Genomic DNA, 19,854 nt, shown 5'->3' on the forward strand with positions numbered 1-19,854 from the left:
TGAAAAAATAACAGCGTCGCTTCGCTCCGACCACCTGGCCAGTTTCACTGGAATAGGTGGCCGGAATCACGTGGACTGACTGGCCGGTTTCGACTGGAATGGGTGGCCGGATTCAGTGGAATACGCAGAAGTGGTGACTCTTTACCGATATCAAACTTGTTAGTTTCCACTGCCTGCCGTATACGTTCAATGAGAATTGTGTCGTTTTCGCGTTGCACATTTAAGGAAACCACCAAAAATTCTTCGCCACCCCATCTAATTGCGGTATCTGTTTCACGGCAGGATTTCTTCAGCAAATGGCTCATCTGTTTGAGAACTTGGTCTCCAGCGTTATGGCCGTAGGTGTCGTTTACTGTCTTGAAATGATCCAAATCCAGCATAATGAACATAATGTCAGTGTTGCTGGAATTTATTCTTTCTAATCCCTGCTGGAAATTGCGATAGTTCCGAAGCACTTGAGCGACGTATTTTTGAATAGTCACTTTAAGGTAACGCCGGTTCCAAAGTCCAGTCAGATCATCCGTCAGGCTGATCTTTTGAAGCTGGTCATGGGCTTTTTGAAGTTGGTGGCTGAGTTTTTCCTGTTTTGCTTTTTCTTCAGATAAGAATACACCGAGTGCCTCATTGCGAAAGCCTACGATCAGCGTACGCAAGCTGCTGGTATGTATCAAACTGCCAGCCTGCATAAGAACAGCAATAAAAAATAACGCTAGAAATCCCAGAATAATATATGACAACCCACCCTCATAAAAAAAACGAAGCGAAACCGGTATAACGGAAAGTAAGATGAATGAAATATAGGATGCTTTCCACGTGTAGTATGTTGATACAGCAGAAGCACTTAGCGGCAAGATGCATAAAGCCCAAATCAAATGATACTCGGAAGAATTTTCTGGCCACAAAAAGAAGGATGGCAAAGCCCACGTCAAACCAGAAACACTAGTGCCAATGACATGCCATTTCGCCCATTTATTTATATTAGCCCCTACCGGTGCTTTTCGCTTAAACGCAACGATAATATAACCACGTGCAGAAGTGACCAGCGTTAAAATTCCTACCCACAAAGTGAGTTTCCATGAGGGCAGAACTTGCCAAAGTGCGATGCAGATAGAAATAGCGACCACAAGGACACCTACTAAGCCAACCCACGATTGCTTGTAAAGTTGCTTTATCTGAGATTCCCGAGCTTTAAGCACAATGTCAGGGCTCTCCGTTTTTTCCCATTCTTCTATTGTGCTGTTCATTTTCTATCTGACTCTAGTGTAAAAAGACTTTTGGGATTCTATATTGTTGTTTATTCGGCACGTTGGCCATATAACTCTAACCATGCTCGCAAGGCACATAATCAAGGTACTGACCCGCGCTGTGTGCAGTGCAAGCAATCTCTTTTTGGTGTGATGTGCGCGGTGTCGGGTCCCTTTCCTTGTTCCGGCGCCAGAGGCGACGGACTAGGGGCTGAACGCAGTCAGCACCACGATTCCTGGCGGCGAAACCGACAGGAATAAGTAATTATACTGAAAGACTGTATGTTCGGCAATATGCGAGATAGTATCGTTCAACCCTTAAACTTGAGGGTTAGCATTGGCAATATCAAGCTGTGACCTGCCTTCTTGAGTGTAGCTGTTTCCTGTTATACCTGAATAATTGGTTTCCGCGAGATGGTCAGATAAAGTTAAACCACACTATATATGAGTCTCAGGTTGCTCTGGAATATGCAGTCAGATCGGGTCTCGATTTCTACACCTAAATACTCTGTGCATTTACGTGGGTGGTTTAATTATCAATTGTAGGTTGTACCCGGCTTTTATGCTCATATATATAGACTCGGGGAAATTATTTTCTGAAAAGTTTCAAGATTCAAAGCTTTGAGCTGTACCATTCAACTGCTCATTCTTCAGAGAATAGGGAACATTCTTCTTATTCTTCATCACCCTCTGAAACAAAAAGAGCCACATCTTTTTTTTTCAGCATATCCCTAAATGGTTTAGGGGGCTTCTTGTCAGTGAATATTGCATCAATTCCGGCAATATCAGCTATACGGACCATGGCATTTCTGGTGAACTTGGTGTGGTCGGTGACGAGAAAGACGTTGCGCGAATTATTAATGATTTCTCGCGCAACTCGAACTTCATGATAATCATAATCGAGTAAGGTACCGTCTTCGTCTATTCCGGAAACACCAATAATGCCATAATCAACCTTAAACTGACGAATAAACTCTACCGTTGCCTCTCCGGTGATTCCTTTGTCCCTGCTTCTTACCATGCCCCCGGCAATGATCACGTCACAATCTTTATTGTTGCTCATGGTCAGCGCCACATTGAGATTGTTGGTAATAACCCGCAGTTTTTTGTGGTTGGCTAGAGACTTGGCAACCTCTTCAGTGGTCGTTCCCAGGTTGATGAACAGTGAAGCTCGGTTGGGTATTTGCTTTGCCACCATTTCAGCTATGCGTTTCTTTTCCAGATTAAGAATATTTTTACGCGTACTGTAGTCAACGTTTTCAACGCTGGAGGATCTGCTGGCACCTCCATGGTACCGCTGAATGAGCTGACGCTCACAGAGTCGATTGATATCACGCCGAATGGTTTGAGGTGTGACGTCAAAATGGCTGGCCAGGGCTTCAATGGTTGCAAACCCTTGCTCGTTTACCATGGTCAAGATCAAGCGTTGTCTTTTCGACAGCGAATCTTGGCTGAATGTCGAGCCTTTGTATTCGGCAGGGTTGGTTAAGTCGTTCAAAAAAATCCTCTATTTTCAATATGAAAAACGTTTGATTTAACGATGACAAATAAAAACTTTTTGTTTCAGGTGTTTATTGTTTCGCGTCTTCTCTCACTGTTACGCAAAAAAAAGTTGTGTTCATTTTTACCACCGGATCTTGTTTGTAACAAGCCTAATGTGTATCTTGATGTTCATTTGCGAACATACGGTTCGTGTTTCGATATAGGGTCAGAGTTATCTATGGCAACATTTTTTATTAAAGCAACTGTTTTGCTGGGCTTTTTGTTGTGCTGTTCACTGGGAAGGTAAGGGGGCTGTGACAGGCCGGTTTTGTTTTCGTTTCCATTTTTGTTTTCGAAAGTGAAAGTATCGTCTTGAATTGTGGCCGTTAATGTGGCACGATGTGAACATAAACGAAAGTAAATTGTTTGTTTATGTTTCTCTATTGAAGAGAAATGAGCCAGATTCGGAAAGCGACTGCATAGTAGGTTACCCACAGCTTGAAACGTAATTATCATATTTTTAAACCAGTTCGGCTTACCCTTGCCGAAACTAAAAGAAGGGGGAGGGTATATGAAACGTTCAGATTTTATCTCCAGGATGGAAGACAGTGCAAAGGTGTGGGACTTCATCATAGTTGGCGGTGGTGCTACCGGCTTGGGTGCGGGACTTGATGCTGCAGCAAGAGGGTATTCGGTCCTGCTGCTTGAGCAGGGAGATTTTGCAGAAGCAACGTCCAGCCGCAGCACAAAAATGGTCCATGGAGGGGTAAGGTACCTGCAGCAAGGGAATATTTCTCTTGTCATGGAGGCGCTTAAAGAACGCGGCATTTTACTGAAGAATGCTCCTCACATGTGCTACAACCAAAAATTTATTGTCCCAGACTATAAATGGTGGGGGCTCCCGTATTACGGCATAGGGCTTAAAGCCTATGACATGCTGGCTCGTAAGTACAGCTTTGGGAAGTCACAAATTCTTTCCAGTAAATCGGTGATCAAAGAAGTGCCCGGGGTACGTACGAAGAAGCTGAAAGGCGGAGTGACCTATCATGATGGTCAGTTCGACGACGCACGATTAGCTATCACTCTTGCACACACCATGGCTGATCATAGTGGCTGTCCTGTCAACTACGCAAAAGTAACCGGGTTGTTGAAAAATGATGCAGGCAACGTCAACGGTGTAAAGGTGGTTGATACCCTAAGCGACACTTCTTACGAGGTGAAGGCAAAAGCTGTTATCAATGCCACCGGTATTTTTACCGATGACGTAATGAATATGGATAACGCTGAGCATAAAAAGCTGATTGCACCAAGCCAAGGCGTCCATATTGTGATTGATCGTAAATTTCTGGGCGGGCAAACAGGTATCATGGTGCCCAAGACCGATGACGGAAGAGTTATCTTCTTTGTACCATGGCACGATAAAGTTGTTGTAGGTACAACCGATACGCCGATCAGTAGCGTATGCATGGAGCCAAAACCTCTTAAAGAAGAAATTGATTTTTTGGTTGAACACTCCGCCCGATACCTGGAACACCCAATAACCCGTGATGATGTCCTCAGCGTCTTCACTGGTATAAGACCTCTTATCGCCGCAGGCGACTCTCATGACAAGACCTCTAGCCTTGCACGGGATCATTATCTGACTATCTCGCCCAGTAAACTGCTCACCATAGCCGGTGGGAAGTGGACAACCTACAGACAAATGGCAGAAGACTGTATTGATAATGCCATAAAAATCGGAGGCCACCCTTTTCGACCCTCACCTACAAAAGATATGAAACTCCACGGATACACGGATGATTTTGATCCTAAAGATCACATGCATGTTTACGGTAGCGATAGAGAAGAGATACAGGCTCTTGCAGCAGACTACCCGGAGCTTGACCAGCAAATGCATGAGCAACTCCAATATTCCTGGCTCGAAGTAGTATGGGCAGTCAAAAATGAATGGGCCTTAACCGTTTCCGACGCACTTTCAAGACGTACTCGTGCTCTGATCCTCAATGCCAAAGCCGCTATCGAGGCTGCCCCTAAAGCAGCAGAAATAATGGCCAAAGAACTTGGCAAAGATGAGGCATGGGTAAAAGAGCAGGTGGAGGAATTCACCAAACTCGCTGAAAACTATATCGTCAATTAGCAGGAGTGCTGAATTTGCGCTGCCGCAACAATGCGACAAGGAGGTAACGATAGCACCTCTTACAGGACTAGCGTTCGATTCTGGAGGGGTGAACTTATTACATACCTTTACTGGAGTAGGAGTTGATTATGAATTTGTTTTTCAGTCAATGGGTTGGAATGATGGTACTGACCCTGTTTGGGTGTGGTGGTCTTAGAGGAGCATTTCCCTGGAAGTGAGGTGATGGTTTTGTGACTGATAGGATAGGTGTTTAGTAAATCTATTTCTTTAATGGAGAAAGTTATGAGCAAGCAATATGTAATGGCAATCGACCAAGGTACCACCAGTTCTCGAGCTATCATTTTCAATAAGAAAGGCGATATAGTCAACGTTACCCAGAAAGAGTTTACCCAGCATTTTCCCAATCCGGGTTGGGTGGAACATGACGCGATGGAGATATGGTCGTCTGTCCAGTCTGTCGTTGCTGAGGCCTTGGCCCATCAGGATATTAAAACCTCAGAGATCGCTACGATCGGTATAACTAACCAGCGTGAAACGGCTGTTGTTTGGGACAAGAACACAGGTATACCCGTATATAATGCCATTGTGTGGCAGTCTCGTCAGACCAAGGATATTTGCAAAGACTTTAAAAGTAAAGGTCTTGATCCCGTAATCAGGGAAAAGACCGGGTTACTCATCGACGCTTACTTTGCCGGTACCAAGGTAAAATGGATATTGGATAACGTTGAAGGTGCCCGTGAAAAAGCGGAAAAAGGGGATTTGATTTTCGGCACCATTGACACGTGGTTGGTCTGGAAGCTGACCGGAGGGAATGTTCATGTAACCGACTATACCAACGCTTCCCGTACCCTTATGTACAACATCCATGAACTTAAGTGGGACGAAGAACTGCTGAAGCACCTCACTGTTCCTGCCTCTATGCTGCCTGAGGTACGTCCGTCTTCCGAAATCTACGGCTACACCGACAAAACTGCTTTTCAGGGATTGGAACTGCCGATTTCAGGTATGGCTGGTGATCAGCAGGCAGCCCTCTTTGGACAGACCTGTTTTGAAGAAGGGATGGCAAAGAACACCTACGGTACCGGTTGCTTTATGCTTATGAATACCGGTGAAAAAGCAGTTCCTTCCAAAAACGGCTTATTGACTACCATTGCCTGGGGGGTAGACGGAAAAGTTGAATATGCTCTTGAAGGTTCAATTTTTGTAGCTGGTTCAGCCATTCAGTGGTTGCGGGATGGTCTGAGAATGTTTCGCGATGCAAAGGACAGCGAACTCTACGCCACTCGTGTTCAGAGCACAGAAGGTGTTTATGTGGTTCCGGCTTTCGTCGGGTTGGGGGCACCGTACTGGGATTCTGAGGTTCGCGGTGCAATCTTTGGTCTTACCCGCGGTACCACCAAGGAACATTTTGTTCGTGCTACGCTCAAGTCACTGTGCTTTCAGACAAAGGATGTACTTTCCGCCATGGAAGCAGACTCTGGAATCAAGTTGGAGAAACTGCGCGTTGACGGCGGTGCAGTAGCCAATGATCTCATGCTCCAGATTCAGGCAGACTTGCTGGGCGTCCCGGTAGAGCGTCCGATCTGTATTGAAACAACTGCTCTTGGCGCTGCTTATCTTGCAGGTCTCGCGGTTGGTTTCTGGGAGAGCAAGGAAGATATTATCAAGAATTTCGGCATCGATAGGGATTTCTATCCCAAGATGGACCAAGAAGAATCCGCAGAGCTGTATGCAGGGTGGCGAAAAGCTGTTGAAGCCGCCATGGTCTTCAAGTAACAGCAACCAAGGAGTAACAGTAAGTTATAAAGCCTCTTGACTGGTTGCGTATCAGTCAAGAGGCTACAGTTGCAGAGGGTCTATCTGGTCGATGAGCGGCCCTGCAACTATCATCGTCCTTTTTATTGTGCCTATAGGTTTCTCTTCAAGAGCAAACCTGCATTTTACTGTACCTTCTCAGCACATTTTGTCCTGAGACCAATCGTTGTGCTCAAATTCCGAGTGATCGGTTTTAGGCGGTTTGTTTTCTGCCATCCGCTGCCGCAGCCATACCTGAACCTTGCTTATCTCTGCCGCAAACTCAGCAAGTGCTTTGCCACGATGACTAACCACGCTTTTGTCCTCCATCGGGACTTCAGCAAAGGTTTTGTTAAACGGTTTATAGAAAAAGATAGGGTCATATCCAAAGCCGGCCTCTCCTCTTCTTTCGGTAAGGATTTCTCCATCACACTTGCCTTCCCAGGTCAAAGCCGGTCCCTGTGGGGTAGCAAGGGAGAGCACGCACATGAAATATGCGGAGCGGTCTTCCTTGCCTTCCATTTCCTGCAGTAATTTTTCACAGTTGTCCCAATCCGAGGCTTTTTCTCCTGCGTACCGGGCTGAATAGACTCCTGGTCGGCCGCCCAGGGCATTGACAACAAGGCCTGAATCATCGGCAAGGCAGGGAAGGCCGAGCATTTTTGAATAGTGGAGTGCTTTTTTATAGGCATTGTCATCAAAGGTTTCACCATCTTCCACAGGTTCAGGCATCGGGCCGAAATCTTTGATGGTTTTTACCGTAACAGGCGAATCTTTTAAGAGTGCCTGAATTTCTTTTAGTTTGTTTTTATTACCTGTTGCTAACACAATAACATTATCCATGAGTATACTCCGATGAAGGAAAGAGCCTTCTAGTTATAAAAAAAGTGTCACTATTCTGTCTGCTGTGCCTGTGCAGCTGCCAACCGCATTTTTTTCTTCAGTTTTTTGTCGTATCGTTCCTGCTCACTATAAATACAACCGCAATAGGGCTGTCGATAGAGGTCCATGGCTATGGATGCATCGATACCCTCTTGCCAACCAATGCGAAAATCCTGGTAATAAAAATCAACATCGTGTATTTGGGCAAATTTTTCACATTTTTTGACCAGCAGGTCGTGGTTTTGATATTTTGAGTAGAGCAGGGTGGTCGTAAAGGCATCTGCCCCGATTTCAGCCGCTCTTTGAGCGGTTTTTTCAAGGCGCATGTCGTAGCAGAGTGAACATCTGCCGGCCTCGTGAAAGACCACCTTGCGAAGAAATTCAGTTAGTCCGTAGTCTGTATCAATCTCCACCTCAAATCCTGACAGCTCGGCAAATTGTCGCAGTGCAGCCGTACGTCGTTTAAATTCACGATAAGGGTGAATGTTAGGATTGTAAAAATATCCGGATACACGATGCCCTTTGCCTGTCAGTTGCTCAACCGGGTATATGGAACAGGGGCCACAACAGGAGTGGAGGAGTATATCCATTATTTAACCTTGAACTGTTTCGGGTTAATACCGTAATTATGAATTTTATAGTTGATGATACGTAAACTTGTGTCCAGATTTTTCGCCGCTTTTGTCTGGTTGCCGTTATGCTTCTTCAGCGCATCAACAATAAGCTCTCTTTCAAAATTTTCAACAGCCGTTGCCAGGGAAAGCGGTTTGTCGGAATGAATTGATTCTCGAGATTGCAGGGTAGGGGGCAGGTGGATCGATTGTATCGAGACGCCATCACAGATGAGCACAGCCCTTTCCATACAGTTCTGCAGCTCGCGCACATTGCCTGGCCAGTGATACTGCATGAGCAGGTCAATGGCTGCGGTGGATATGCGCTGTATCTGTTTGTTATTTTCTCGAGTGTATTTTTCAAGGAAATATTCAGCCAGGAGGAGCACGTCAGTACGCCGTTTTCTTAACGGAGGCAGGTAAATAGGAAAAACATTCAATCGGTAATACAGATCCTCCCTGAAGCTGGTGTCCTTAACAGCTGTTTCCAGGTCCTTGTTGGTTGCAGCTACCAGCCTGATATCTGTTTGGATGACTTTGGAAGAACCCAGACGTTGAAAGGTGCGCTCCTGAATCACATTGAGTAGTTTGACCTGGACGCTGGGGCTTATTTCACCAATCTCGTCGAGGAACAGGGTGCCCCCCTTGGCTTGCTCAAAACGTCCTTTTTTGGTTTCTGTTGCTCCGGTAAAGGCGCCTTTTTCGTGGCCGAACAGTTCACTTTCAAGCAAGGATTCCGGCAGAGCAGAGCAGTTGACAACGATAAAGGGCCCCTTACAGCGCTGGGAGTTATGATGGAGAGCCTTGGCGACCATGGTTTTTCCTGTTCCTGATTCACCACGCAGCAAAACAGTTGCATTGGAGTCAGCCACCCGTTGCACCATGTCGTAAACTTCCTGCATCCTGGAGGAATTACCTACAATCTCCTCGACCTTGTTTTTGGCCGACAACTCTCTTTTCAGGCGTGAGTTTTCCTTGCGCAGAGCTTCCTGCTCTTCGTTGACGCGCAGGATTCTTTCCACTGTCTGCGAAATCAGTCCACTGGTAATTGTTAAGAAACGAATATCTTGTTCGGATTGTGAACCAAATCCGTCTTTATAAATCCTGTCGATGGAAAGCGCACCAATAGACTGGTTCCCGGTAAGGATGGGAACGCAGAGAAATGAGCTTTTTTGTTTCAACTCGTCACCCCGGCTGCGGGTACGGTTAAGAAAATGCGGCTCATTGCCTATCTGGGGAACAATGATCGGTTCGCCGGTGGCGACAACCTTACCGGTGATACCTTCTCCCAGTTTATAGCGACCTCTTTTTCGAGCTTCTGCAGTTATTCCATGGGCAACTTCTATTTCCAACTCGCCGGTGGATGGGTTCACTATGGAGACCGTGCCGTTATCCATCCCTTTTATTTCAGCGAGGCTGCGCATAACCTTTTCAAGGCAGTCCTGAAGGTTGGTGGCCGAAGCCAGGTGTCTGGTAATTTCATACAGACAGGTCAGATTTTGAATTTCATGTTCCTGGGAGAAGGAATTTTGATTATTTTCCGTTTTCATTGCATTCTTCAGTTATGAGAGTATTGACAGGTACTCTCTGAAATGGTAATTAACCCATCGAGTGGAGGAATGGCCGAGTGGTTGAAGGCGGCGGTCTTGAAAACCGTTGTACGAAAGTACCGTGGGTTCGAATCCTACTTCCTCCGCCACTTTTTTTTGGAGAGATGACCGAGCTGGCCGATGGTGCTCGCCTGCTAAGCGAGTGTGGGGGTTATACTCCACCGAGGGTTCGAATCCCTCTCTCTCCGCCATATGCTTTTTCGTGCCGGTTGGATTTTTCCAACCGGCATTTTTTTTATCCGCCGAACCTGTTTACGTATTTTTTCCTACGCTGCCGCAGTGGGTTGCTGCGCTGTTTGTCCTTTCTCCACCAAGTCCTTTTCGCATATGACCGTCCACTACTAGCACATTCAAAAGGTCTCTACAATACAGAAAATTACTTTTTTGTGATGTTTTACAGAGCGCCTGTTTCGAAAAAGTCACTAATGTTCATTTTTGAAGTTTTTTCCAGGGCCACAGGCGGACAGAATTAAAAAGCACCGTCCACCAAAGCCTCCCAGCCCGGCAGTGTATAAAAAGGGAAGTGGGGGAGTTTCAGAATTGTACTTTCTTTTTTACCCCAGGCGCGAAGTTGGTTTTTGAAAGGAAAAACCCGATCACGACTGGTCACTATCTTTTGGGTAAATATATCCGCTGACGTTCCGTAGTTTAAATAGTGCTTCTTAAAGGCGTTAAGTTCGGCAAGCAGGTCGTCAGGGGTTCGATCGGGTCTGTTGTTGAAAAAGCGTTGCGCCTCTTGCTCATCGGTGAACATGGAGAGATGGAAGTCGTTGAGTAGATTCCGGGTGAAGTTTTGAAGGATGGAGTCATACGCCTCCGGAGGAATGCCGGTTGTTGCCTGTATTGGATCAAGGGTACCGCCAATGGCCGTGCGGGTGGTAAAGCGGTCCCGCACTTCGTGTAAGAGATGCCCGGCGACCCAGACACCCATGGACCAGGCGACAAGGTGACACTGCTCATACTGAGCCAGCAGTTGCATGTTGACCGGCTCCAGGTGCTGATAGTCGGAGAGCATGAGGATGTCGAAGCGGCCGGACGGAATGGAAGAAAAGGGTAACGGGTCCATCCCCCAACCAGTCATGAAAAGGACACATGTGGACAATCCGTTTTGGTTGAGCCAGCTGTAGCGCATCCTAGTTCGCCGCAAGCGCCTCGGCAATCAATCCCGGAAGCGGAGCTATCTGCTCCCATTGCATGGCGGCATTCAAGCTCAGCCGTAACCTCGAGGTGTTGGCCGGAACAGTTGGTGGACGTACCGCCTTGACCCAGAAACCGTGCTCGCATACTTTTTCAGCAGTGGCAACAGCCAAGGCTGCATCACCAATCATTACCGGAATGATATTGCTGGTACCAAAGGTCTCAAGCCCTTTACTGCGGAGGCCATCTCGCAGTTGATCGGCAAGTGCTGCAACTTTGTTTCGTTCCTCGGTGAGTTGCGGGATTTTATCAAGGACGAAACACAACCAGTTTACATTGATGGGGGGTAAGCCCGTGGTAAATATTTGCGACCTGGCAGTGTTGAGCAGGTAATCTGCCAATTGGCGGCTACAGACAATAAAAGCACCCTGGGCTCCGTAGGCCTTACCAAAGGTACCTGTGAGCAATTCAATATCATCCACCACTCCATACTCTTCAGCAAGTCCGCAACCGGTTTTACCACGAATACCGGCACCATGGGCATCGTCGACGTACAGGACACTGCTCCACCTGTTTTTGATGTTCACCAGTAAAGAGAGATCAGCCTCATCTCCGTCCATACTGAAAATAGATTCAGTAACGATGTACACTTGGCTATACTTTTTACGTTCCTTTGTCAGAATACGCTCAATGGCTTCGTAGTCCAGGTGTGGGTAGCGAATAACCCTGGCTCGCGATAACCGCATGCCGTCAATCAGGCTGGCATGACAAAGTTTATCAGCAAGGATGAGATCATTTTTACCGGCCAGTGCCGGGAGAATACCAATATTGAGGTGATATCCTGAGTTGAAAACAAGGGCAGCCTCACTGCCGTAAAGTTGCTGCAGGCCTTTTTCAAGCTGTGCGTAAGGGGCGGTGTTACCAGTCATAAGTCTGGAGGCAGTGCTCCCCATCCCGTAAGCAGTAAGGATCGTATCGGGTGAGAGATCAGCAAAAAATTGCTGATGCATTTCACGGTTGGTGGCAAGACCCAAGTAATCGTTCCCAGCCAGATTCAGGTACGTGGTCTGGTTAATTTCAACACACCCCTGGTCGCGATGATGAAGAGGGATGACATGCCGCAGCTGTCCTTGGTCGATGATGGTTTGTAGCTGGCCTTCAAGTTGCTGCTGGAGTGTATTTTCCATGAATTATCCTACATATTGACTGTACATTTCATCGCAGAATCCGACAATGAGTCGGTCACCTATTTTAAGCGTTGGAGCCCGCAGATTCCCTGTACGTCCGAGTGTTTGTTTTAAGATTGCTTCTTTATCATCGGTTGCCGGATGAAAGATTGTAAATTTTTTCCCCCGACCAACGACAATCTCTCCGGCGCTGCCCAGCAAATTCCAGGCATCATCGCCTTCGATTTTTTCTTTTCTGGCATCGGTAACTTCTGCAGGAACAATATTGTTGGTTGTAAACACAGACTGTGCTTTGATACAGGATGCTCATCCTTTCCGCAAGTAGGCCCATTCAATGGTCATAGCGTTTTTCCTTAGTTATGGATTAGTTGATAACGACTATTTGTATGGTACACACTATTATTCAATTAATGCTCAGGCGGTCAATACCCTACTGTCCTCCAGGTAAATTTCCAGTTCTGCAATATCCATTTCCGATATATTCAACAGGTTTGCCTCCATGGTGGCGGAGAGCATAATATCCTGGGACGGCTCTGTATTGATTCCCAGTTTACAGCAGACTTGATTTGCCATGCGAACAATGAGCAGCAATGTGTTTTCCTGGTCGATATCAAGAAGGTGGTGATCTCTTGCAACCACAGCAAACTGGTTGGGAACATTCCAGTGCTTAAGTAACTGGTACCCTTGGGTGGTATGGAGTTTGACCATGGATTCCATTATCAGGCTCGGCGTTATTTTCGTCTGCTTGTTTTTTTGTTTGATATGCTCAATCACCATGAGAATGAACAGTTTACCAACATCATGAAACAGGCCTCCAAAAAAGGCCTTACTTGGATCCACATCGTAATCGTGGCGTTTGCAGATCCATACAGCCCCATAGGCACAGCCCACCGAGTGCTGCCAAAGTTTCTTTACTATTAGATTAATCAGTTTGTCTTTGCATTGAAAGGTATTGCGGGTGGCTGCCAGCAGCACTATTTTTTGTATTTCTTTGACGCCCAGCCGGATGATCGCGTTGCGAATGGTCGATATTTCTGAAAGCCCTTTGTAAAACGCGGAATTAGCGGTTTTTAAAACCTGGCTTGAAAGAGATTGGTCAGCGGTGATAATTCTTTCAATAATGCGTATATCCGGTTCTTTTTTGGCCAGCTCCTGCTGCACTCTTGAAGCGGCAGCACTAAAAACAGGAAGGGTGACAGTATCGGACTGAATATAGTGGTTAACAATATCAATAAAAGATTTTTGCTGGGTCATATTAATTACTGGATAAACGCCTGAGTTTTGCAATCGGGCGGGGTGGTTGTAAAAGAGGAAGGCAACGGAGGACTTCGTCTAGAGTCGTTAGTCCGGATGCGGCTTTTATCAAGCCGTCTTCGAGAAGGGTCACCATTCCGGAGTGCTCGATACTTATACTGCGAATTTCGTGGCTGGTTTTCTTTTCAAGTATAGCGTTGCGGACCATTTCATCCAGGATGAGGAGTTCGAACACACCGATTCGTCCTTTATATCCCGAATGGTTGCACTTGCTGCAACCACGTCCCTTTTGAAATTGAGCCCCTTGAAGATCAGCAGGTCTGCACTTGAGTCGCTGGAGCTGTATAGGAGTCGGCTGGGTGCTGGTCGCACAATTTGGGCAAACCCTTCGCAGAAGCCGTTGCGCCAATACACTGACCACAGTGGAGGAGACTAAAAAAGGCGCTATATTCATGTGCAGTAGCCTTACCAGGCCACCGATACTGTCTTCCGTGTGAAAGGTGGACAACACTTTGTGTCCCGTGAGCGCTGCCTGGACGGCAACTTCAGCAGAGTAGGTGTCACGTATTTCTCCGATAACTATAATATCCGGATCCTGGCGTACAATATGGCGCAGTGTCTCTTCGAATGTCAGGTTTATTTTTGGATCAATGGAGCATTGGGAAATACCTTCGATTACATATTCCACCGGTTCTTCGGCGGTAATGATGCTTACCTGGGGACCTTTAAGATTATGGATGCAACTGTAAACCGTGGACGTCTTGCCGGAGCCTGTGGGGCCTGTTACCAATAACACACCACTTGGCTGATAAACGGCTTCCTCAAGAAACCGTGAGAGCATACGCGGGCTAAGGCCGATGGATTGTATATCAAACAGCTCTTGTTTTCGGTTGAGCAAACGAAGGACAATTTTTTCACCATGAACAGTGACATAGATGGACACTCGTAGATCCAGCTCTCCTTCGTCGTAAGAAAAAAGAATTCGTCCACCTTGATGGCGACGTTTTTCTGCTATATCAGCTTCGCACAGTACTTTTATTCTGCTGGAAATGGAGGGTACCATCTCCCGGGGAAAGTCTTTATAGTGGACAAGGATTCCGTCTTCACGAAAACGAACCTGAAGCCGGTCGGCGAGGGGTTCGATATGAATATCACTGGCGTTATTTGCGACGGCGGCAAGGATGATGGAATTCACTGTGCCGACAACTGTTTTGGTGTCAACAGCAATAGCCTTCTGGGACAGTTTGTCAACGAGGAATTCAATGGTTTTATTGATCAGGTCCCGCTGGGCAATGGCCGGAACTATGGAGCCTCCCAAAAAACGCTTTGCAATATCAATAGCCTCTTGATCAAGGGGATCGGCAAAGGCCACTTTAACCCGACCGTCCGCTTCTTTTTTGATGGGCAGAAAACAATGTGTTTTCATCATTTTTTGGGGAACTTTTCGGCAGAGATTGCGATCAAGTACTGCCAGATTTGGTTCCACCAGTGAAAAGCCCATCTGGATAGACAGGATTTCTATCAGGAGCTGTTCCTGAATAAAGTTGTGTTTAACTAAGATAGTCCCTAGCCTTTCATTGGATTCACTCTCCTGTTGGACACGACAGGCTGCATCAAGGTCTTCCGGGGAAATATATCCCAGTTCGGTCAGGAGGTCGCCGATGCGTATATTGTGCGCAGCAGAGCGGATGACCTGGTTAATAACTTCATCATCAACAACCTTGAGCTCTTTTAATACCTTGAGTAGTGGTTGAAAGGTACTGAGTTTTTGCTGGACTCTGACCCCATGCTCCGCTTGCTGTAAGGTAATGATCCCTTCTTTCATGAGGAGGCTTACGATAGGGGGATACAAATAGGCAGGGTTTTTAGACATATGATGAGGTTTTTAAGGTTATGGGTGATGACGTATTTTACAACAAACAGAAGGTGCTGCATTGAGTAGTATAGAGACATCCTGTTTAAGGATCAAGAGTTTATACATTTTAGCCTGCATTGCTGATACAAAGTAAACAGATAAACGCATTGATTTTCCTTGTTACCTAAATCTTGCAAGTCAAACATGACAAAAATGCTTTTAGTTATGTTTTTCCAGACTGTTGTCGGTTTTATCAACAAGAAATCAGTTCACTTTTTATGTGAGTTACATTTAAGAGCATTTTTCTCATGCTTGCCACCCTTCGGGATTGCCGATTTTACCGAATCTGTTTTGTTTGCGCACACTTGAAGTACTACAGTACGTCTGCGTGTACGCAGCCTCGCACCTTCGGCAAACTTGGCAATTGCAGGATTTAGGTGTTACGTAAAACACTGCATATGGTGTACGTTTTGAGATAGCAGTAAGGAAAAGCGCGCTGTGTTTGTATGATAAGCGACAAGGGAAAAGGTGTAAACGTATTACCAAAACATGAAGTAAATGCCTTTTTGTATTTGCTGGAATACGTTTTTTCGCCATATTGCGGCGGAGTAGCCTCCACCAAAAAAATAATGGCTGTTTACGGCTTACATATCATTGCCTTGGGGTCTACATATGCATCAAATTGCTCCGCGCTGAGCAGGCCCAGTGCTATTGCAGCTGCTTTAAGACTGATTTTTTCGCGATACGCTTTTTTGGCAATTATGGCTGCATTATCATAGCCGATATGCGGATTGAGGGCAGTAACTAACATCAGGGAATTGTGCAGGTGGTGGTCGATGACTTGTTTATTCACTTCTATACCAGCCACACAGTTGCCGGCAAAGGAGGCAATAGCATCTGCCATGAGCTGGACGGATTGGAGGAAATTATAGATAATAACCGGTTTAAAGACGTTGAGCTCAAAATTACCTTGGCTGGCGGCAAAACCAATGGCAGCGTCATTGCCGAACACCTGACAGGCAGCCATTGTTACCGCTTCGGCTTGAGTGGGATTAATCTTACCAGGCATGATGGAGCTTCCCGGTTCGTTCGCCGGTATGTTGATCTCCCCGATACCGCACCTGGGGCCACTTGCAAGCCACCTGATATCATTGGCTATTTTCATGATATTTGCTGCCAGGCCTTTTACAGCTCCACTGGCAAAAACAAGCTGGTCGTGGGAGGTCAGTCCATGGAATTTATTGGGTGCTGTGGTAAAGGTTTTTCCGCTGTGCAGGGAGAGTTGTTCTGTGACCGCCTCTCCAAACCCCTTGGGAGCATTCAGGCCTGTTCCCACAGCTGTCCCACCTATGGCAAGATCTTGCAGTTTGGTGGAGGCAAGTCGTATGTGGTCCATGCTTGAGCGGATCATGGCTTCCCAACCGCTTATTTCCTGTCCCAGGGTGAGTGGGGTTGCGTCTTGGAGATGGGTCCTGCCTATTTTTATAATATCTTGAAATACAATCTTTTTTTCTTGTAATAAAGCGGACGTTTTTTCAAGCACCGGCAGCAACCTATCCTCCAGGGCATAGACAGCTGCAATATGCATGGCCGAGGGAAAGGTATCGTTGGAACTTTGTGACATGTTGACATGGTCATTGGGGTGAACCAAACGGGGGAGATCCAAACGACCATTGGCAATTAACGATGCTCGATTAGCAATCACCTCGTTGAGGTTCATGTTTGTTTGGGTGCCGCTTCCTGTCTGCCACACAGAAAGGGGAAACTGAGAGTCATGGTCACCTGCCAGGATTTCATCACACACCTGCATTATCAGCAGGGCTATATCCTTTTTCAAGAGGCCGCGCTTTTCGTTGACGAGTGCACAGGCTTTTTTTAGCCGGGCATACCCATAAATCAAGTTCAGCGGCATAAGCTCATTGCTTATTCGAAAATTTTCCAGGCTTCGCTGGGTCTGGGCTCCCCATAGCTTATCTGCTGGTACCGCAATTTCGCCCATGGTGTCGTGCTCAACTCGATGGCGCATGTGTTCCTCATTGAGAATGGAGTGTTGGAGTACCTTTAACACATTTTTAATGATGAATCCTTCTGGTTGCAAGGCGAGAAATGTGAGTGAGTGTGTAGCTTGGGAATAAGCCAGATAGGACAGGAACAGAAGCTGGTAATTAGGAAGGAATGGATAGCCAGATATGATGTATTGGTGTATGAGGCTGAAACTCGAGGATGGTGGAGAAATATTTCAAAGAACTGGTGGTATCAAGGAGTAATGGAAATGCGCTACATTTTTTTGTTGTGTTGTTTGTGTTTAGTTGGCTGCGCGCCCAAAATAAACTGTGATGATGAGACCCAGATGCTTTCATCTGATAGAGATGTACGGTATCGTTGGTTGCAAAAATGCCGTACTGTCGATAAAAAAGTCAGGATCAACGGTGTGGAGCAGGTGCAGCAATAATGGACGGTGGAAAACCTTGAAAAGCAATTTTTCAAGGTAGTCTGCGAAGCACCGAAACAGGCAACCGTAATGGCTGCAACCAAAAGTCGCTGCACCATTGCCGATGAAATACGAAGCAGGTATGAGCTTAATGCAGCGAGTTCATACCTGCTTCGTTTCTTTTGGCCTGTTAAAGAGTGGGAAAAAGAAGAGAGCAGGGCACGCCATGGCGTTAATACATCTTTGCTTCCCGATGAGTAATAGTTCGATAGTAAGGCGTGTTCTCTTCGGTTGTTTCGTTTTCAGTCACCATTACCACCTGCTGATTGCGCATGCGGATGGTTTTAATTTTTTCAGAGCCGATACAGACAGGCGTATCCGGGGCAAGAATAGAGCCCGATTGAGTGAGAACACTATCAATAAAAGGGTAGTGACAGAGTTCACCTACTGTTATCGCTGTTCCCGGCAAGCCCAGGTGATACCAGCCGCGATACCTTCCATCTTCTCCCTGGAGCCGTAGTCCTATCCCGGCCAGAGCTCCTATAACTCCATCACCGGTTCCTCCGTGTTCAGAAAGGTGTATTCCCGACTCCTTGGCAAGACGGTATGCCTGCTCCTTGCAGAGGACCTGTTGCTTCGCGCTTTGGCCAAAGGCGATTAGCCGGTCCGAATCAAGTTGCTCATTTTTTTGGACGACGCACAGTCCCGGATCAGACCCTTGCATTGATTTTTTTTCCAGAAAATCGGCGGCAAAGTCAATTACCCTGCCGACCTTGGTTTGCTTCAGCTGGAGTTCAAAGCACATGGACGAGTTATGGGAGGTATAGGGCACATCTTCATGGACGAACAGCTGGTGCCGACTAATGGGATGGCAAGTGCCCATATTGTTGTTTTCAATGTGTTCACACATTTCCTGGACCAGCCAGCCGGTTCCCTTGGTATCGGGCATATCTGTATCATCCACACAAACTAAATAATGCATAAGATCCTTTAAAGAGACACTAAATATTATAATCATCGATAATTGAGTAGGCAGCAAACTACCATTGTGCCTAAAAAAATGCACAAAACAAAAAATAATGACCAGGAGTTACTAAAAATGACAACTATCAGGGCAGAGGGCACCTATCTCTGCTAGAAAAAAGCAATTACCTTCTCGGAAAATTTTATTATAGGAGGAGTTGGTGACTATCGGTTGCTCTGTACCTTTGCAACTGCCCATCGTTCTTTTTAACTGTTGCCGATCCAACAGGAGACATTATGAAAAAAATTACCTTGACTATCGGGCTGTTGCTCAGCCTTATGACGTGCTCTGCCCTGGCCCAAACCTATACTGTTTCGGTCAACCAATTTGTCGAGCACCCAGCTCTTGATGCAGTGTTCAACGGGTTAAGCGATTATTTTAAAGAGCAGCAGGTTACTGTAGACTTTAAGTTGCACAATGCCCAGGCAAACATGGCTACCGCCACCCAGGTTGCTCAACAGATGATGGGTGAAAAGGCAGATCTGCTCGTGGCTATAGCCACCCCTTCTGCCCAGGCCTGTGCTCAGGCATTGAGCAAAGTACCTCAATCCATGCAACGCCCTTTTCTTTTTACCGCTGTTACTGATCCGGTGGCTGCAGGGCTGGTGAAGGATCTGCAACATCCCCAGGGGAATATCACCGGCGTCTCCGATTTATTACCGGTCAAGGAGCATATGAAAATGGTGCTTACCTTTAAACCGGGAATAAAGCGACTGGGCATACTCTATAACGCTGGAGAGGCGAATTCCAAGTCCACTGTAGCTGCGATTCAAAAGCTCAGTCAGTCCATGGGCTTTACACTGGTGGAGGCAACTGCGGCCAAAACGGCGGATGTATACCAGGCTGCAAAAAGTCTTATTGGAAAAGTGGACGCTATTTTTATCCCCACTGATAACACCATTATCTCAGCCCTGGAGTCGGTATTGAAAATCGGCATCCAGCATCAGGTACCTGTCTTTGCCGCAGATGTGGATTCCGTTGCCCGTGGTGCGGTTGCTGCCATGGGATTTGATTACTACAAACATGGGTACCAGACCGGCGCCATGGCCCTGCGTATTCTTGAAGGCGCCGATCCTGCAACCATTCCTGTGGAGTTTCAAAAGGAGCTGCAGCTGCATATCAATACCAAGTTTGCAGACAAGATGGGCACCCCTCCACCAGCACAACTGCTTGAGCAAGCGGCAAAGATATACAATTAGCGGAAGA

The 19,854-nt window shown here is 46.5% G+C and carries 16 protein-coding genes and 2 tRNA genes; 6 read left to right on the forward strand and 12 right to left on the reverse strand.

Features of this window, described 5'->3' with window-relative positions; genetic code table 11:
- Positions 1-44 precede the first annotated feature (44 nt).
- The gene (locus tag JWH17_RS19670; RefSeq protein ID WP_205224396.1) at positions 45-1,244 is read right to left on the reverse strand and encodes a GGDEF domain-containing protein; all 1,200 of its coding nucleotides are present in this window, start codon (positions 1,242-1,244) and stop codon (positions 45-47) included.
- Between the two features lie 673 nt (positions 1,245-1,917).
- Complete coding sequence (locus JWH17_RS19675; RefSeq protein WP_232371214.1) at positions 1,918-2,742, reverse strand: DeoR/GlpR family DNA-binding transcription regulator; 825 nt, start codon at positions 2,740-2,742, stop codon at positions 1,918-1,920.
- A gap of 555 nt (positions 2,743-3,297) precedes the next feature.
- Here JWH17_RS19675 and JWH17_RS19680 point away from each other — a divergent pair.
- Complete coding sequence (locus JWH17_RS19680; RefSeq protein WP_205224397.1) at positions 3,298-4,863, forward strand: glycerol-3-phosphate dehydrogenase/oxidase; 1,566 nt, start codon at positions 3,298-3,300, stop codon at positions 4,861-4,863.
- Between the two features lie 282 nt (positions 4,864-5,145).
- Positions 5,146-6,639: a glycerol kinase GlpK gene (gene glpK / locus JWH17_RS19685; protein WP_205224398.1), complete on the forward strand. Its 1,494-nt coding sequence runs from the start codon at positions 5,146-5,148 to the stop codon at positions 6,637-6,639.
- Between the two features lie 177 nt (positions 6,640-6,816).
- On the opposite strand, the gene JWH17_RS19690 is transcribed toward glpK, so the two are convergent.
- Genes JWH17_RS19690 through JWH17_RS19700 form a run of 3 tightly spaced genes read right to left on the reverse strand, consistent with a single transcriptional unit; the run spans position 6,817 to position 9,700 of the window.
- A complete protein-coding gene (locus tag JWH17_RS19690; RefSeq protein ID WP_205224399.1) occupies positions 6,817-7,500 on the reverse strand; it encodes an XTP/dITP diphosphatase in 684 nt (227 codons plus the stop codon).
- Positions 7,501-7,550: 50 nt separating this feature from the next.
- Positions 7,551-8,129: an epoxyqueuosine reductase QueH gene (locus JWH17_RS19695; RefSeq protein ID WP_205224400.1), complete on the reverse strand. Its 579-nt coding sequence runs from the start codon at positions 8,127-8,129 to the stop codon at positions 7,551-7,553.
- Positions 8,129-9,700 carry a sigma-54-dependent Fis family transcriptional regulator gene (locus JWH17_RS19700; RefSeq protein WP_205224401.1) on the reverse strand — a complete coding sequence of 524 codons (1,572 nt, stop codon included), beginning with the start codon at positions 9,698-9,700 and terminating at the stop codon, positions 8,129-8,131. The genes JWH17_RS19695 and JWH17_RS19700 overlap by 1 nt, the downstream gene beginning before the upstream one ends.
- 63 nt (positions 9,701-9,763) lie before the next feature.
- Here JWH17_RS19700 and JWH17_RS19705 point away from each other — a divergent pair.
- Together JWH17_RS19705 and JWH17_RS19710 are read left to right on the forward strand one after the other, a co-directional pair.
- Positions 9,764-9,849, forward strand: a tRNA-Ser gene (locus JWH17_RS19705).
- A gap of 9 nt (positions 9,850-9,858) precedes the next feature.
- Positions 9,859-9,951: transfer RNA gene (locus tag JWH17_RS19710), tRNA-Ser, on the forward strand.
- A 278-nt stretch (positions 9,952-10,229) separates the two neighbouring features.
- Here the strand turns inward: JWH17_RS19710 and JWH17_RS19715 are convergent.
- From JWH17_RS19715 to fumC, 6 genes are all read right to left on the reverse strand, one after another.
- Positions 10,230-10,892 (reverse strand): pimeloyl-ACP methyl esterase BioG family protein, encoded by a 663-nt coding sequence (locus JWH17_RS19715; protein ID WP_205224402.1) that lies wholly within the window; start codon positions 10,890-10,892, stop codon positions 10,230-10,232.
- 1 nt (position 10,893) lies between these two features.
- A complete protein-coding gene (locus JWH17_RS19720; RefSeq protein ID WP_205224403.1) occupies positions 10,894-12,084 on the reverse strand; it encodes an aminotransferase class I/II-fold pyridoxal phosphate-dependent enzyme in 1,191 nt (396 codons plus the stop codon).
- A 3-nt stretch (positions 12,085-12,087) separates the two neighbouring features.
- Positions 12,088-12,381 (reverse strand): ArsC family (seleno)protein, encoded by a 294-nt coding sequence (locus JWH17_RS19725; protein ID WP_332468459.1) that lies wholly within the window; start codon positions 12,379-12,381, stop codon positions 12,088-12,090.
- 117 nt (positions 12,382-12,498) lie between these two features.
- Positions 12,499-13,338 (reverse strand): HDOD domain-containing protein, encoded by an 840-nt coding sequence (locus JWH17_RS19730; protein WP_205224405.1) that lies wholly within the window; start codon positions 13,336-13,338, stop codon positions 12,499-12,501.
- 1 nt (position 13,339) lies between these two features.
- A complete protein-coding gene (locus JWH17_RS19735; protein ID WP_232371215.1) occupies positions 13,340-15,163 on the reverse strand; it encodes a GspE/PulE family protein in 1,824 nt (607 codons plus the stop codon).
- A 667-nt stretch (positions 15,164-15,830) separates the two neighbouring features.
- A complete protein-coding gene (fumC, locus tag JWH17_RS19740; RefSeq protein ID WP_205224407.1) occupies positions 15,831-17,219 on the reverse strand; it encodes a class II fumarate hydratase in 1,389 nt (462 codons plus the stop codon).
- 432 nt (positions 17,220-17,651) lie between these two features.
- Between fumC and JWH17_RS19745 the strand changes: the two genes are divergently transcribed.
- Positions 17,652-17,885: a hypothetical protein gene (locus JWH17_RS19745; RefSeq protein ID WP_205224408.1), complete on the forward strand. Its 234-nt coding sequence runs from the start codon at positions 17,652-17,654 to the stop codon at positions 17,883-17,885.
- On the opposite strand, the gene JWH17_RS19750 is transcribed toward JWH17_RS19745, so the two are convergent.
- On the reverse strand, positions 17,857-18,606 hold the full coding sequence (locus JWH17_RS19750; protein WP_205224409.1) for a hypothetical protein: 750 nt from the start codon (positions 18,604-18,606) through the stop codon (positions 17,857-17,859). The two genes, JWH17_RS19745 and JWH17_RS19750, sit on opposite strands and share 29 nt — an antisense overlap.
- A gap of 278 nt (positions 18,607-18,884) precedes the next feature.
- Between JWH17_RS19750 and JWH17_RS19755 the strand changes: the two genes are divergently transcribed.
- The gene (locus JWH17_RS19755) at positions 18,885-19,847 is read left to right on the forward strand and encodes an ABC transporter substrate-binding protein (RefSeq protein ID WP_205224410.1); all 963 of its coding nucleotides are present in this window, start codon (positions 18,885-18,887) and stop codon (positions 19,845-19,847) included.
- Positions 19,848-19,854 lie beyond the last annotated feature (7 nt).

Origin of the sequence: Desulfogranum marinum (genome assembly GCF_016918565.1) — a bacterium.
Classification (GTDB): domain Bacteria; phylum Desulfobacterota; class Desulfobulbia; order Desulfobulbales; family Desulfobulbaceae; genus Desulfogranum; species Desulfogranum marinum.